Below are 15,246 nucleotides of genomic sequence, written 5' to 3'. Positions count from 1 at the left end.
GGCGGTTGACTCGTGGCTGTCCAGGCCGACGAAGCCGCGCACGAAGTCACCGGCCACCAGGGTGCGTTCGCCGGTCTCGGGGTGCACCCGCACCACCGGATGCTCGGTGCGGAAGTCGGGCTTTTCGAACGCCTGCCGAAACGCCCGCTGCTCCTCGCTCATCGCTTCGACGCTCACGTAGTCGTACCGGTTGGTGTGCAGCGCCCAGAGGTTTTCCACCAGGCATTTGAGCGGTTCGGGCAGGTGCTGGTAGGCCGCCACGGTCGAGGCCCACAGCGTCGAGCCCCCGTAGGCCGGCAGCGTGACCGCACGCAGGATCGACGCCGAGGGGTAGTTGGCGGCGAACGTCACGTCGGTGTGCCAGCGGTTCGCCTTGCCGTACTCGGAGTCGATCGGGGTGATCACCGGGAGGTGCTTGGCGGCCAGGGCCGACGCGGCCGGGTGGCCGATCGGCGTGCCCAGCAGACCGGCGAACGCGAGCTGCTCGGAGTCGTCGAGGTGGTGCTGGTGACGGAAGAAGATCACCTTGTGGGTCAACAGCGCCCGGCGGATCGTCTCGACCGCGTCCTGGTCGAGGTCGCCGCCGAGGCGAACCCCGTCCACCCGGGCGCCGATGCGACTGCCCAGCTTGGTGACGGTTATCTGACCTGTCATTTCGTGTTCCTTGAGTCAAAACGGGTGTAGTCAACTGACTACATTTGGTAGTGTAGTCAAATGACTACAACTTCCGCAACCGGCCGCGGGAAGGTGCCCACCGGGCGCGCGGAGGTGGCCGCGGCGATCCTGGAAGCCGCCACCGACCTGTTCGCCGAGCGCGGTCCGGCCGCGACGTCCATCCGCGACATCGCCGCGCGCTCCAACGTCAACCACGGACTGGTGTTCCGCCACTTCGGCACCAAGGAGCAATTGGTCGGCGCCGTGCTCGATCACCTGGGCGCCAACCTGAGCGCCCTGCTGGGCACCGATGCGCCCGCGGCCGTGCTGGAGAGTTCCCTGGATCGCCAGATGCGGGTGATGGCGCGCACCGTGCTGGACGGCTATCCGGCCGGCCAGCTACAGAAGCGCTTTCCCAACATCGCGACGCTGCTCGACGGGGTGCGGCCGCTCTACGACGACGACGTCAAGGCCCGGCTCGCGGTCGCCAATGCCCTTGCGCTGCAGTTCGGTTGGCGCCTGTTCGCCCCGATCCTGCGGTCCGCCACCGGGATTGAGGAGCTGACGGATGCCGAAATACGCGCAGCGGCCGGCGCGGAGGTGCAACGCATCCTCGCGCCCGCCGATGCTCAGTGAGCCTGCACCGATTCCGCGATCAGGGATCGCCGGTGCAGCGGTTCGCGGCCGGCGGGCTGCTGCGGCGGCGGCAGTAGCGGCTTGCGGGGATGCACCGCGACCGTCGTCGCGGATTCGGTGCTCAGCTCGAGGTCCTCGCCGGCGTGCCGGATGGTCAGCTCGCCGCCGGGCCCGTCGCGCAGCGTGTAGGTGACCTCGGCGTGGTTGACGTCGACCGTGACCCGGAAGTCGCGCCAGCGCAGCCGGAACCGTAGCCGCGAAATGCCATCGGGCAGTTGAGGATCCAGCGACAGGACGCCCTCGTCGTCGCGTAGGCCGCCGAAGCCGGACACCAGCGCCGTCCAGGCGCCGGCCAATGAGGCCATGTGCAGACCGTCGCGGGTGTTGTGGTGCAGATCGCGCAGGTCGATCAGGGCGGCCTCGTAAGCGTAGTCGTGCGCGAGCTCGAGGTGCCCCACCTCGGCGCACATCACCGCCTGCGTGCACGCCGACAGTGACGAGTCGCGGACCATGCGCGGCTCGTAATAGTCGACGTTGCGCGCCTTCTGCTCGGGAGTGAACGCGTGGCTCTGCCAGTGCATCGCCAGGACCAAGTCGGCCTGCTTGATCACCTGCGCGGGGTACAGGCGCACGTACGGGTCGTGCAGCAGCAACGGGTAGGCGTGGTTCTCCTTGAAGTCCCACTCCGCGAGGGTGGTGAAGCCTTCACACTGCTGATGGACTCCCAGCCCCTCGTCGTACGGAATGTTGGCGGCGCCGGCCGCATCGCGCCACGCCGCCATCTCCTCGTTGGTGACCCCCAGCGCCTTGGCCACGTCGGGGTGGCGGTTGCAGGCGTCGGCGGCGACGCGCAGATTGTGCGCGGCCATCAGGTTGGTGAAGACGTTGTCGCGCACGATCGCCGTGTACTCGTCGGGGCCGGTGACGCCGTCGAGGTGCCAGACGCCGTGCCGGTCGTGGTGGCCGAGCGAGAGCCACAGCCGGGCGGTCTCGACCAGCACCTCCAGCCCGCAATCGGCCTCCAGGTCGTCGTCGCCGGTGACGATGCGGTAGCGCTCGAAGGCCATCGCGATGTCGGCGTTGATGTGCCAGGCCGCCGTGCCGGCCGGCCAGTAGGCCGAACACTCCTGCCCGCGGATGGTCCGCCAGGGGAACGCGGCGCCCTCCAAGCCCAGTTCGGCCGCCCGCTCCTTGGCCAGATCCAGGGTCGAGGCGCGCCAGCGCAGCGCGTCGGCCACGGTGTGTGGCGCGGTGTAGCTGAGCACCGGCAGCACGTACCCCTCGGTGTCCCAGAAGGCGTGGCCGTCATAGCCGGTTCCGGTGAGCCCCTTGGCGGCGATCGCGCGGCGTTCGGCGCGGGCGCTGGCCTGCAGCAGGTGGAACAGCCCAAATCGCACGGCCTGCTGGGATTCGGGGTCGCCCTCGACCTCGACGTCGGCGCAGTCCCAGAAGTTGTCCAGATACTCGCGCTGCGCATCCAACAGTCCCTGCCAGCTGGTGTAGCGGGCGCTGTGCAGCGCGGCGGCGACCTGGTCGCGCAGCGCCGGGCGCGAGCGCATGCTCGACCATCCGTACGCCAGGTACTTGACGACGCGCAGCCTCTGTCCCTTGCGCAGCCCGCAGATCACGGTGGTGCGGGCCAGGTCGGCGCGCGCGTCGGTGGTGACCTCGACGCGCCCTTCAACGTCGACCTCGTGATCCATGCCGGCGGCCATCATCAGCGCGCTGCTGCGCGTGCGGTGCATGAGAACCGCTCCAGTGTCGGTGTATTCGTGCGCGACCGCTTCGAGCGGGGTCTCCAGGATGGCCGACACCCGGGGGTCGCCGGAGGTCTCCGGCTGGTCCTCGTTGGTGACCAGCTCCGACTGCACCGTCACCCGAACGAACTCACCGATCGCCTCGACGCAGTACTCGATGGCGGCGACGCCGCGCTGGGCCAGTGACACCAGCCGGGTGGAGACCACCTTGACCTCTTTGCCCGCCGGCGAGCGCCAGTGCGCGCTGCGGGTCAGCGTTCCGGCGCGAAGGTCCAGATCCCGTTCGTGACATAGGACTTCGCCGTAGCGGACGTCGAACGGCTCGTCCTCGACCAGCAGCCGGATGATCTTGCCGTTGGTGACGTCGACCAGCGTCTGGCCGGCTTCGGGGTAGCCGTAACCGGCCTCGGCGTAGGGCAGCGGCCGGATCTCGTAGAAGGAGTTCAGATAGGTGCCCGGCAGGCCGTAGGGCTCGCCCTCGTCGAGGTTGCCGCGCAGCCCGATGTGCCCGTTGGACAGGGTGAACAGCGATTCTGACTGGGCCAGCAGATTCAGGTCGAGCTGGGTCTCGCGCACGTGCCAGGGGTCAACGGGGAACGATTCGTCGGTGATCATGAGCCCAGCAGCTCGGCGAGGTCGGTGACCACCACGTCGGCGCCGTTGCGGCGCAGTTCCTCGGCCTGGCCCACTCGGTCGACGCCCACCACGAATCCGAAGTTACCGGCCCGGCCGGCCGCCACGCCGGACAACGCGTCTTCGAACACCGCCGCCGCTGCGGCGTCGACGTCGAGCAGCTGCGCCCCGCGCAGGTAAGAGTCGGGGGCCGGCTTGCCGGCGATGTGTTCCTCGCGCAGGGTGACGCCGTCCACCCGCTTTTGCACGAACCGGTCCAGGCCGGTGACCTCGAGGACGTCGCGGGTGTTGGCGCTCGACGACACCACCGCGATTGCCAGGCCCGCGGCCGACACCGCCTCTAGGTAGCGGCGGGATCCATCGAACACCTTGACGCCGTCCTCCTTGAGGACCTTCTGGAACATGTCGTTCTTGCGGTTGCCCAGGCCGTAGATCGTCTCGGCGTCGTCGGGGTCGTCGGGGCTGCCGTCGGGCAGCTGGATGTCGCGGCTTTCCAAAAAGGACCGGACGCCGTCCTCGCGCTTCTTGCCGTCCACGTATTCGCGGTAGTCCGCGCCCGCGTCGAAGGGGACGAATTCGTCGCCGGTGCGCTTGGCCCGGTCGGACAGGTAGGCGTCGAACATGGCCTTCCAGGCCTTGGTGTGCACACTGGCGGTGTCGGTGAGCACTCCGTCGAGGTCGAACAGACAGGCACGCACCTCCTCCGGCAGACCCAGCGCTGAACTCAACGGCGGACCTCGCTCTCTGGTCTCGGGCGACTGGCTTAAGCGATACCCACTTCACCATGCCCGCCATGCGTGTCGCCAGGGATCAGCGGTCTTTTGCCACTGCCACGCCCTGGATCGCGCGCAGGCGCCCATCGGCCAGCGCCCGGGTGAGGTTTTCGGCCTTGCGGTCGAAGTCGGGGACGAAGGCGTGCAGGCCCAGCGGCTGGGGCGGCTGGGCCAGCAGCGCCTGCATGAGCGAGCTCGCGGTCTCGGTGAGGTCGTTCCAGTGCTGCACCGCCAATCCCGCGGAGGTGACCAGGGTGCGCAGCTCGCCGGGGGCCACCAGGTGGCTGTTGGCGGCGGTGTCGGTCCAGGGCAACGGGAAGTCGAGTGCGCGGCCGTCGCCGATGGTCAAGTCCCACAGCGCAAGCCGGCCACCGGGAGTGAGGACGCGGCGCGCCTCGGCGTAGAGCCGCGCCTTGTCGGCCACGTTCATCTGGACGTGCTGGCTGATCGCGACGTCGAAAGTGTCGTCGGCGAAGGGGAGTTCGGTGACGTCCGCCTGGCGAACCGCGATGAGGCGGTCGAGACCGACGAGCCGGTTGAGCCAGTCGTTCGTCTCGCAGTACTCCTCGGTGAGGTCAACGGCGGTGACCCGGCAGCCATAGCGGTCGGCGAGGTAGCGGGCCGTGCCACCGATCCCGCTACCGGCGTCGAGCACCGCGCTCGCGCTGGAGATCTGCGTAAGGTCCACCAGCTGCGCGGTGGCGATGCGGCCCATGGTGTGGAAGTCCTCCAGCAGGGCCAGGTCGGCGGGTCGAAGGCCGTCGAGGTCCTTCCCGGCGTCGATCAGCGCCCGTTTGATGTTTGCCCGCGACAGGCCGGTCGAGTACTGGGCCGCGATGGTGTCGTTCATTTCTGCACCTGAGCCCACGCGGTAATGATGGGAGGCATCGCGATGAGGGCGTTGACCGCCTGCGCCTCCTGACGGAATCGCGGCACGAACTCGTCGATGTCGGCGAGTTCGTCGATGGCGAAGCCTCCCTGTTCGGCAATGGGGGACACCAGCCGCCAGACTTCCGCGAGGTAGGCCAGAATGTCCGTGTCGGCGGCGGTGCCGATCGGCGTGCCGAGGGTCAGCCGCGGAGTGCTGAGGCCGGCGTCGGCGAAGATCGTGTGCAGCGTGGTGCCGAATCGCGGGCTGAGCCCCACGTCCTCGAAGGCGCGAACGATTCCGCCCGTCACGCGCCGGAACAGCGGCGTGTCCGGAACGCCGTGCGCACCGGTGATGTCGTTCTCCGAGAACGCGACAACGCCGCCGGGGCGTACGAAGGAGCTGAGGCGCCGCAACGTGGCGGCCGGGTCCGGCAGGTGCATCAGGATCAACCGGCCGATGACCGCGTCCACCGGTTCGTCCGGCACGATGGTGTCGACCGCGGCCTGGGTGAAACGCACTGTGCGCCAGCCCTGTTCGAGAGCGCGGGCGCGGGCGAGCTCGACCATCGCGGCCGCGGCGTCGACGCCGAGGACGGTCCCGGTCGGACCGACCAGCCGGGCGGCGACGAACGACACGTCGCCGGGTCCGGACCCGATGTCGAGCACGCGCATGCCCGGCCGCAGCCCGGCCAGTCGCAGCGCGTGCTCGGTGTGGTGGTCGTAGAGCCGGCCCTGCAGGAGGAGGCGCTGCACCTCCGCGTCGGCGTGGCCCAAGACGTAGGTGCTGCCTTGTGGTGCCGTACTCATCGTGTTCCGATCCTTTCTCCAGCGGCGTTCAGGGCAACGGGATCCCGGTGCGCGACGCCGTGCTCACTGCGCCATACCGGGGACTGGCCGGAAAGCCGTGGGTGGCCGGGCTGCGGGTGTTGTTGGGTCCGGTCGAACTTGTCCAGCCGGCGCATCGGTGTGATCGCGGTCAACATGAAGTTGCCCAGCTGTCGCATGAAATTGCCTGCGGTACGGCGGGATTCCGGTCCGGTGACATAGCGGCGCGCGATGGTGAGGAAGTCCTCGGGCTCGACGCCGGCGACATCGCGGACGTGTGTGGTCGGCGCGCCCACCTCCCAGGTTCCCTGGCCGTGCTCGGGAAGGTAGTGACGCAAGCTGGACTGGAAGAACCCATCGGCGCCGAGCCGTTTGGCGTTGACGCGCACGGCGCGCATGAACATCCACGGCGGAACGTCGATGTGACGCACCCGCCTGCCCAACGCTGCACCGACCGCATCGGCGATCTCGGCCCCCGAGAGCAGCGTCGGTCCGGTGGGCCGGTAGGCGCGGCCGTCGTGACGGTGGGGGTCGAGCAGCGCGCCGACGGCGACCCGCGCGATGTCTTCGTTGGAGGGCGGCGCGTTTCGGCCCACCCCGGTCGGTGTCGGCAACACCCCGAGCTGGGCGGCCAGGGGGACCAGCTGCAGGTAGTTGTCGGCGAAGTAACCCGGATCGACGGCCACATGCGCCGTATCGGGCAGCAACTCGAACAACTTGTCGGTCAACCAGGCCTGCCTCGTCATCAGCGACGGATGCTCCGGGCTGGCCAGCCATTGGCCAAGCGCCACCACCGCTTCCACGCCTGAGCGTCGGGCGGCCACGGCGAAGGCAACGGCGCTGTCGAGGGCGTGCGGATGATAGGGAGGGTTGAAATAGAGCCGGTCGATCCCGGCGATGGCACCCATAACCTGTTGGATGTCAAACATATCGGCGATGACGACCTCGGCGCCCATCTCCCGCAGCCGGGCGCTGCGCGCATCGTCACGATGCACCATGGCCCTGGTTCGGACGCCCCTTTCCAGCAGCTGTGCGGCGACCGCGCCGCCGATCTTTCCGGTGGCGCCGGTGACCAATACTCGACCGTTCATCGGAGTGTCCTTTCCTGTTGTGGCGCCGGTTGCCTGGCCGGGAGGAGCCAGCCGACGACGATCGCCGCGCCCAGCGCGATGCCCGCGCAGACCAGCGAGCTGACCTGCAGCCCGTCCAGGAGCGCGCGATCCACGGCGGCGCGCACCTGCCCGGCTTGGTGTGCGGGCAGTCGCTGGATCACGGTGTGCGCCAGGGCCATTGAGTGGCGCATCGCGTCGGCGGGCAGCCCGGTCAGGGTGGCCGCGTCGAGGTGCCCGGAGTACACGGACGCGAAGATGCTGCCGGCGACGGCGACTCCGAGCGTGCCGCCGAGCTCGCGGGTGGTGTCGTTGACGGCCGATCCCACACCGGCCTTGTCGACGGACAGCGATCCCATGATCGACTCGGTGGCCGGCGAAAAGGTCAGGCCCAGGCCCCCGCCGAGCAGCAGCATCTGCGTGGCGATCTGGAGGTACGGCGTGGCGGCGTCGACGGTGGACGCCCAGGCCAGCCCGGCGGCGAACACGGCCAAGCCGGCGGCGACGACGGCGGTGGTGCCGACGCGTTCGACCAGCCGGGGCCCGACGATGCTGGCCAGCGCGATCGAGGCGGCGACCGGCAGCAGGCGCACACCGGCCTGAAACGCCGTGTAGTCCTTGATGAATTGGAAGTACTGGGTGATGACGAAGATGAAACCGAACAGGGTGAGAAACCCCGCGGTCACCGCCAGGCTGCCGCCGGAGAACCGGCGGTTGAGGAACACCGAGACGTCGAGCATCGGGTGGGTGCTGCGCCGTTCCCAGCGCGCGAACGCGACGAGAATGGCTGCGGCGACGGCGAATCCGGCCGCCGTCCGGCCGTCGGTCCACCCCCACGTGGGCGCCTCGATGACCGTGTAGACCAGCGTCGTGACCCCGATCGCGGACAGGATGAGGCCACCGATGTCGACCCGCCGCGCCGCCGGGTCGCGCGAGGTCGGGACGAACAGCGCGCCACCGACGATGGCCAGCGCGGCAATCGGAATGTTCACCATGAAAATCGAGCCCCACCAGAAGTGTTCGAGCAGCCAGCCGCCGCTGATCGGGCCGACGGCCACCCCGACACCGACCATGGCCGCCCACAGTCCAATCGCCTTGGCGCGCGGCACCGGGTCGGTGAAGATGTTGGTGATCAGTCCCAGCGTGGTCGGGAAGATCACCGCGGCGCCCACCCCCATGGCTGCCCGCGCGGCGATCAACGCCTCGGCCGAATTGGTCTGTGCGGCAACCGCGGATGTGACGGCGAACAGCGCCAGCCCGGAATTCAGCCAGCCCCGCCTGCCGTGGCGGTCGGACAGGCTGCCCGCCGAGAGCAACAGCCCGGACATCACCAGCGTGTAGGCGTCGACGATCCATTGCAGCTGTGCGGTGTCGGCGCCGAGTTCGCGCGCCAGCGTGGGCAGCGCGACGTTGACGATGGTGGCGTCGACGCTGATGACGAAGACACCCAGGCAGATGACGGCGAGCGCGGCGATGGGGTGGTTGCGAAACGCTGGGTCGGTGCGCATGAACAAGACAGTAAATCTGTCGGACAAACAAATCAAGTACAAACTTGAAAAAGATGTCTAACCCCAGGTAGGGTGGCATGGTGGCGTCCCGCAGGAACTACAACCAGAACTGCCCGATCGCCCGGGGGCTCGACGTCCTGGGTGAGCGGTGGACCCTGCTGATCCTGCGCGAGCTGGTCGGCGGCGCCCGCCGCTACGGTGACCTGCGGGCCGAACTGCCCGGCATCGCAACGAATCTGCTCGCCGAGCGGCTCAAGGAGCTCACACATGCCGGGCTGGTCGATCGCGCCGACCTGCCGGCGCCGATCGGTCGCACCGTCTACAGCCTCAGCGACCTGGGCTGGCAGCGTGTGCTGCCGGTGCTACAGAGCATCGCGTGGTTCGGGCTGGACCACCTGGACCCGATCGGCGACGGGCCGGTGTCGCCGCTCAACGGGTTCCTGGCCGGAATCCTGCTGGGCTTTCAGTCGGGCCGGGCCGCCGGTGTGGAGACCACCTGCCGGGTCGAGATCGACGGCCGCCGTTTCGAATTCGCGGTGACGCAGGGACGCCTGGCCGGTGTCCGCGGTGAGCCCGCGGTGACGATCACGGCGACTGCGGCGGACCTGGTGGCCGCCCGGCTGGGCACCGACGAAGCCCAGCGCACCGCGGCGCGGCGGCGAATCGAGTTCCACGGCGACGCGGATGCCGTCGGCGCCGTCCGCACCGCGTTTGCGCTGTAGGCCTGTCGGGCGGCGGCGACGCCGGCAGCCACTAGACTCGCGTGCGTGGCCGACCCCACTGAAAGCCCTGAACTCGAGATCTCCGAGGTGTCCGGAGCGCCGGCCCGACCGGTGCTGGTCGTGGACTTCGGCGCGCAGTACGCGCAGTTGATCGCCCGTCGCGTCCGCGAGGCGCGGGTGTTCTCCGAGGTCATTCCGCACACCGCGACGGTCGAGGACATCAAGGCCCGCGACCCGCTGGCGCTGGTGCTCTCCGGCGGGCCGTCCAGTGTCTACGCCGACGGCGCGCCCCAGATCGACCCGGCGCTGTTCGATCTCGGGGTGCCGGTGTTCGGCATCTGTTATGGGTTTCAGGCGATGGCGCAGGCGCTGGGCGGGACCGTCGCCCACACCGGCACCAGCGAATACGGTCGCACCGAACTGAAAGTCCTTGGCGGCGAACTGCATTCGGGATTACCGAGTGTGCAGCCGGTGTGGATGAGCCACGGTGACGCGGTCACGGCCGCGCCGGACGGGTTCGAGGTGGTGGCCAGCAGCTCCGGCGCTTCGGTGGCCGGCTTCGAAAACCGGGCCCGACGCCTGGCCGGTGTGCAGTACCACCCGGAGGTCATGCACAGCCCGCACGGCCAGCAGGTGCTCAGCCGATTCCTGCACGACTTCGCCGGTCTGGGCGCGGACTGGACGGCCGCCAACATCGCCGAGGTGCTGATCGAGCAGGTGCGCGCCCAGATCGGCGACGGCCGGGCGATCTGCGGGCTGTCGGGCGGGGTGGATTCCGCGGTGGCCGCCGCGCTGGTGCAGCGCGCCATCGGTGACCGGTTGACCTGTGTCTTCGTCGACCACGGGCTGCTGCGCGCCGGCGAGCGGGCGCAGGTGCAGCGCGACTTCGTCGCCGCCACCGGGGCCAACTTGGTCACCGTCGACGCGGCCGACACCTTTCTCTCCGCACTGGCGGGCGTGACCAATCCCGAAGGCAAACGCAAGATCATCGGACGCCAGTTCATCCGGGCCTTCGAGGGTGCGGTGCGAGACATCGTGGGGGACGGGGATTCTCACGTCGATTTCCTGGTGCAGGGCACGCTGTATCCGGACGTGGTGGAATCGGGCGGTGGCAGCGGGACCGCGAACATCAAGAGCCACCACAACGTCGGCGGCCTGCCCGACGACCTGAAGTTCACGCTCGTCGAGCCGCTGCGGCTGCTGTTCAAGGACGAGGTCCGCGCGGTCGGCCGCGAGTTGGGCCTGCCGGAGGATATTGTTGCGCGCCAACCCTTTCCGGGACCGGGTTTGGGGATCCGGATCGTCGGCGAGGTCACCGCTGCCCGGCTGGACACGCTGCGGCGTGCGGACTCGATCGCCCGCGAGGAACTCACCGCTGCCGGCCTGGACACCCTGATCTGGCAGTGTCCGGTGGTGCTGCTCGGCGAGGTGCGCTCGGTCGGCGTGCAGGGCGATGGCCGCACCTACGGACACCCGATCGTGCTGCGCCCGGTGTCCAGTGAGGACGCCATGACCGCCGACTGGACCCGGGTGCCCTACGAGGTGCTCGAGCGCATCTCGACCCGGATCACCAACGAGGTGGCCGAGGTCAACCGCGTGGTGCTGGACATCACCAGCAAACCACCCGGCACCATCGAATGGGAGTAGGCCCCGGCCGCGAAAATGCGGTCACATGCCACCCATCAGCCACACCAGTATCGATCGCATAACGCTGCCCCTTGCGTCGCTTGACGGTTGTCGGAGGGCAGGTGTTTACTTCGAAATGTATCGAACATACATTCGAATACTTTTCCCGAACGTGGTGCTAGGAGGCTGTCATGACCGCGGCTTTTGCCTCCAGCCGCCGCCAGGAAACCCGTGCTGAGCAGCTGGAATCGTTGCGCCGGCGGATGGCGAGCATCGCCGGGAAGAAGGCCGGGGCCGCCACGGTGCCCGCCGACGATCTGCTGCCCGACTCGGAGTCCCAGCTCGCCCTCCCGCCCTGGCTGGCCGACCTGCTGCCCGCGCCGGTGCCGCGGGGAACGGTCGCGGTGCTCTCGGGTGCCCGGTCGCTGTTGCTGAGCGTGGTGGCCGCCGTCACGGCCGCCGGTGGCAACGCCGCAATCGTGGGCCAGCCGGACATCGGGTTGCTGGCCGCCGCGGAGATGGGGGCGGATCTGAGCCGGCTCGCGGTGATACCGGATCCCGGCACCGATCCGGTGGAGGTGGCCGCGGTGCTCGTCGACGGCATGGACCTGGTGGTCCTGGGGCTGGGCGGGCGCCGGGTGCCGCCGACGCGGGCGCGGGCGGTGGTGGCCCGCGCCCGTAACAAGGGCTGCACCCTGCTGGTCACCGGCGGCGATTGGCAGGGGGCCCCGACGCGCCTGGCCGCCCGGGTCTGTGGGTATGAGATCACCGCCGAGGGCCGTCCCGGATTCGGCCGGATCGGCGGGGTGCGGCTGCAGGTCAGCGGGACGTGCGCGGGACGACGGGTGACGACTCCAGCGCGAGCCGGGTAAATACCGTGGTAACCCCTTCTGGTTCAAGGGTTTTGGCGATCTGGTGCATGGATTGGCCGGCGGTCGCGGCGGCGACGGCCGCGGGTCTGTCCGCGACCGCCCCGATCGCGGTCACGCTGGCCAATCGGGTGATCGCCTGCTCGTCGGCCGCCCGTGCCGCGGGGGTGCGCCGGGGGCTGCGGCGCCGGGAGGCGGCGGCGCGGTGCCCGCAACTACACGTCACCGCCGCCGACGCGGACCGCGACGCCCGCTTCTTCGAAGCGGTGATTGCGGCGGTGGACGACCTGGTGCCCCGCGCCGAGGTGCTGCGTCCCGGCCTCCTGGCGTTGCCGGTGCGCGGAGCGGCCCGCTATTTCGGGTCCGAGGCCACCGCCGCCGAATGCCTGATCGATGCGGTGGCCGCCGCCGGCGCCGAGTGTCAGGCCGGGATCGCCGACCGGTTGTCCACCGCGGTCTTCGCGGCCCGGGCGGGCCGGATCGTCGAGCCGGGAGGCGACGCGAAATTTTTGTCGGTGCTGTCCATCCGCCAACTCGCCACCGAACCGAGCCTGTCCGGTGCCGGCCGCGAAGAACTGACGGACCTGTTGTGGCGGATGGGGATTCGCACCATCGGGCAGTTCGCCGCGCTGTCGCGCAGCGACGTGGCCTCCAGGTTCGGCGCCGACGGGGTGACCGCGCACCGGTTGGCCTGCGGCGAGCCCGAACGGCCGCCCTCCGGGCGGGAGCCGCCCGCCGACCTCGAGGCCGTGCTGGACTGCGATCCGCCGATCGACCGGGTCGACGCCGCGGCATTCGCCGGGCGGTCGCTGGCCGGCAAGCTGCATCAGGCGCTGATGGACGCCGGGGTGGGATGCACCCGGCTGGCCATCCACGCCGTCACCGCCAACGGCGAAGAACTGCACCGGGTGTGGCGATGCGCCGAGCCGTTGACCGAGGACGCCACCGCCGATCGGGTGCGCTGGCAGCTTGACGGGTGGTTGAGCAGCCGCACCGCGCGGAGTCCCCGTCCCACCGCCGCGGTGACGCTGTTGCGGCTGGCCGCGGTGGAGGTGGTCTCGGCCGAGGCGTTGCAGTTGCCGCTCTGGGGCGGCCTGGGCGAGGAGGACAGGCTGCGGGCCCGCCGGGCGCTGGTGCGGGTGCAGGGCCTGCTCGGTCCGGAGGCGGTGCGAGTGCCGGTGCTGTCCGGCGGGCGCGGCCCGGCCGAGCGCATCACGCTGATCCCGCTCGGCGACGAGCCGGTGCCGCGGGCCGATCCCGATCTGCCGTGGCCCGGCCGGCTGCCCGAGCCGTCGCCGGCGGTGCTGCTGGACGACCCGGTGGAACTGCTTGACGCCCAAGGGAATCCGGTACGGGTGACCATCCGGGGGTTGTTCTCCGCCGACCCGGCGCGCATCGTCGCCCATGGCCGGGACGAGCGGCTGTGCTGGTGGTCCGGGCCCTGGCCGGTCGACGAGCGGTGGTGGGATCCCGACCTGGCCAAGGGCCGCACCGCCCGCGCCCAGGTGTTGCTGGAGAGCGAGCGTGCGCTGCTGCTGTGCTATCGCCAGCGGCGCTGGTATGTGGAGGGGGGTTACGAATAGCGTTGTTATTGAGCGTATTCGACGCGCCGCAACGCGTCGGGGGTGAGGTCCTTGAGCGAGGGATACCCGTCGACGGCCATGATCAGGTCCGCTTCGGCCAGCAGCGAGCGCAGGACGTGCACGATGCCGTCGACACCACCGACCGCCAGCCCGTAGGCGTACGGGCGACCGATCCCCACGGCGGTCGCCCCCAGGGCGAGCGCCTTGATGATGTCGGCGCCACCGCGCACCCCGGAGTCGAACAGCACCGGCATCCCGTCGGCAGCCTCGACCACCTCCGGCAGGCAATCCAGGCAGGGTAGCCCGCCGTTGGCTTGCCGCCCGCCGTGATTGGAGCAGTAAATGCCGTCCACGCCAATGTCTTTGGCGCGGCGCACGTCGTCGGGATGGCAAATGCCCTTGACCATCAGCGGCAGGCTGGTCTCGGCCCGCAGCCACTCGAGGTCCGCCCACCGGAACGGGCCGCCGAAGATCGGCAGCTTGCGCACCGCCGCCTCGGTGGCGTCTTCACCCCGGCTCAGGTTGGCGCGAAAAACCGGGTCGCTGGTGTAGTTGGCCAGGCACCCGCTGGGCACCTGCGGGTAGTTCCCGCCGCTCAGGTCGCGGGGTCGCCAGCCGGTGACCCAGGTGTCCAGCGTGACGGCGATGCCCTTGAAGCCGGCCGCCTCGGCCCGGTGCACCAGGCTGGCGGCCATCTTGCGGTTGGGTGGCGTGTACAGCTGGAAGAACGCCGGGGTGTCACCGAGCTCGGCGGCGAGGCTTTCCATCGGGTCGGCCGACAGGGTCCCCACGAAAAACGGCACGCCGGTGCGAACCGAGGCCCGCGCACAGAGCATGTCCCCATGCCCGTCGGGGTCGCACACCCCGATGACGCCGATGGGTGCCATGAAGATGGGCGAGGGGAACCTGATGCCGAACAACTCGACGGACATGTCGCGCTGCTCCGGGGCGATCCCCATGCGCGGATACAGGCCCCACCGCTTGAAGGCCGCGCAGTTCGCCCGCTGGGTGTGCTCATCACCGGCGCCGCCGGCCACATAGCCCAGCACCTTCGGCGTCATCGCCGCCGCGGCCTTCTCCTCCAGCTCCTCGAACCGGATCGGATACTGCGGCTGATTGCCGTGCAGCGACTGGTCGTACAGCTCGTTTTGATACTCGGCGAAGGCCATAGTCGGGGCTTTACCCCCCGCTTCGCCCACCAAACGAGGCTCAGTACCGCCCGAAGGCGATGGCCACGTTGTGTCCGCCGAAGCCGAACGAGTTGTTGATGGCGTACTCGTAGTTGCCGGGGCGGGGTTTGCCGGCCACGACGTCCAGGTCGATTTCGGGGTCGAGGTTTTCCAGGTTGAGTGTGGGTGGGACGACCTGGTCGCGCAGGGCGAGCACGGTCAGGATGGATTCCACGGCGCCGACCGCGCCCACCGAGTGGCCCAGGGCGGCTTTGGGGGCGTAGACGGCGGCGTTGCCGCCGTGGGGGCCCAGGGCGTTGTTGATGGCCTTGGCTTCGGCGACGTCTCCGACGGAGGTGCCGGTGGCGTGGGCGTTGACGTGGCCGATGTCGGACGGGCTCAGGCCGGCGAGTTGGATGGCGCGGCTCATGGCGTGGCCGGCGCGTTCGCCGTTGGGGTCCGGGGCGACCATGTGGTAGCCGTCGGAGGTGATGCTGGCGCCCATGATGCGG

Annotated in this window: 13 protein-coding genes and 1 pseudogene; 5 read left to right on the top strand and 9 right to left on the bottom strand. The window is 69.7% G+C overall.

What is annotated here, in order from left to right; translation table 11 throughout:
* Window positions 1–654, bottom strand: a 654-nt coding sequence (locus tag A5622_RS06560) for a TauD/TfdA family dioxygenase (RefSeq protein WP_066877413.1), incomplete at its 3' end; no start/stop codon positions are given.
* 60 nt (window positions 655–714) lie between these two features.
* On the opposite strand from A5622_RS06560, the gene A5622_RS06555 reads away from it, so the two are divergent.
* A complete protein-coding gene (locus A5622_RS06555; protein WP_066866877.1) occupies window positions 715–1,290 on the top strand; it encodes a TetR/AcrR family transcriptional regulator in 576 nt (191 codons plus the stop codon).
* Here A5622_RS06555 and A5622_RS06550 read toward each other — a convergent pair.
* From A5622_RS06550 to A5622_RS06525, 6 genes are all read right to left on the bottom strand, one after another.
* Entirely contained in the window at window positions 1,284–3,662 is a 2,379-nt protein-coding gene (locus tag A5622_RS06550) for a glycoside hydrolase family 65 protein (RefSeq protein WP_066866879.1), read from the bottom strand. The genes A5622_RS06555 and A5622_RS06550 overlap by 7 nt on opposite strands.
* On the bottom strand, window positions 3,659–4,408 hold the full coding sequence (locus A5622_RS06545) for a beta-phosphoglucomutase family hydrolase (protein ID WP_066866881.1): 750 nt from the start codon (window positions 4,406–4,408) through the stop codon (window positions 3,659–3,661). Before A5622_RS06545 ends, A5622_RS06550 begins: the two co-directional genes overlap by 4 nt.
* An 82-nt stretch (window positions 4,409–4,490) precedes the next feature.
* Complete coding sequence (locus tag A5622_RS06540) at window positions 4,491–5,303, bottom strand: class I SAM-dependent methyltransferase (RefSeq protein WP_066866883.1); 813 nt, start codon at window positions 5,301–5,303, stop codon at window positions 4,491–4,493.
* Window positions 5,300–6,130: a methyltransferase domain-containing protein gene (locus tag A5622_RS06535; protein ID WP_066877412.1), complete on the bottom strand. Its 831-nt coding sequence runs from the start codon at window positions 6,128–6,130 to the stop codon at window positions 5,300–5,302. The genes A5622_RS06540 and A5622_RS06535 overlap by 4 nt, the downstream gene beginning before the upstream one ends.
* Window positions 6,127–7,239 (bottom strand): NmrA family NAD(P)-binding protein, encoded by a 1,113-nt coding sequence (locus A5622_RS06530; RefSeq protein WP_066877410.1) that lies wholly within the window; start codon window positions 7,237–7,239, stop codon window positions 6,127–6,129. Before A5622_RS06530 ends, A5622_RS06535 begins: the two co-directional genes overlap by 4 nt.
* Window positions 7,236–8,765, bottom strand: coding sequence for an MFS transporter (locus tag A5622_RS06525; protein WP_066877415.1), 1,530 nt, complete (start codon window positions 8,763–8,765; stop codon window positions 7,236–7,238). The genes A5622_RS06530 and A5622_RS06525 overlap by 4 nt, the downstream gene beginning before the upstream one ends.
* A 77-nt stretch (window positions 8,766–8,842) precedes the next feature.
* On the opposite strand from A5622_RS06525, the gene A5622_RS06520 reads away from it, so the two are divergent.
* From A5622_RS06520 to A5622_RS06505, 4 genes are all read left to right on the top strand, one after another.
* A complete protein-coding gene (locus A5622_RS06520; RefSeq protein WP_066877408.1) occupies window positions 8,843–9,487 on the top strand; it encodes a helix-turn-helix domain-containing protein in 645 nt (214 codons plus the stop codon).
* A 78-nt stretch (window positions 9,488–9,565) separates the two neighbouring features.
* Entirely contained in the window at window positions 9,566–11,134 is a 1,569-nt protein-coding gene (gene guaA / locus A5622_RS06515; RefSeq protein ID WP_369827483.1) for a glutamine-hydrolyzing GMP synthase, read from the top strand.
* A 170-nt stretch (window positions 11,135–11,304) separates the two neighbouring features.
* Window positions 11,305–11,985 carry a hypothetical protein gene (locus A5622_RS06510; protein WP_066866894.1) on the top strand — a complete coding sequence of 227 codons (681 nt, stop codon included), beginning with the start codon at window positions 11,305–11,307 and terminating at the stop codon, window positions 11,983–11,985.
* 47 nt (window positions 11,986–12,032) lie between these two features.
* Window positions 12,033–13,565: a DNA polymerase Y family protein gene (locus A5622_RS06505; protein ID WP_066877402.1), complete on the top strand. Its 1,533-nt coding sequence runs from the start codon at window positions 12,033–12,035 to the stop codon at window positions 13,563–13,565.
* Between the two features lie 5 nt (window positions 13,566–13,570).
* Here the strand turns inward: A5622_RS06505 and A5622_RS06500 are convergent, their stop codons facing one another.
* Together A5622_RS06500 and kasB are read right to left on the bottom strand one after the other, a co-directional pair.
* Window positions 13,571–14,734 (bottom strand): alpha-hydroxy-acid oxidizing protein, encoded by a 1,164-nt coding sequence (locus A5622_RS06500; RefSeq protein ID WP_066877400.1) that lies wholly within the window; start codon window positions 14,732–14,734, stop codon window positions 13,571–13,573.
* Window positions 14,735–14,774: 40 nt separating this feature from the next.
* A pseudogene (gene kasB / locus A5622_RS06495) lies at window positions 14,775–15,246 on the bottom strand (3-oxoacyl-ACP synthase KasB); the annotation flags it as partial.

Source organism: Mycobacterium sp. 1245801.1 (assembly GCF_001673055.1).
Taxonomy (GTDB): domain Bacteria; phylum Actinomycetota; class Actinomycetes; order Mycobacteriales; family Mycobacteriaceae; genus Mycobacterium; species Mycobacterium europaeum_A.
This window is presented reverse-complemented; position numbering and strand designations above follow the sequence as displayed.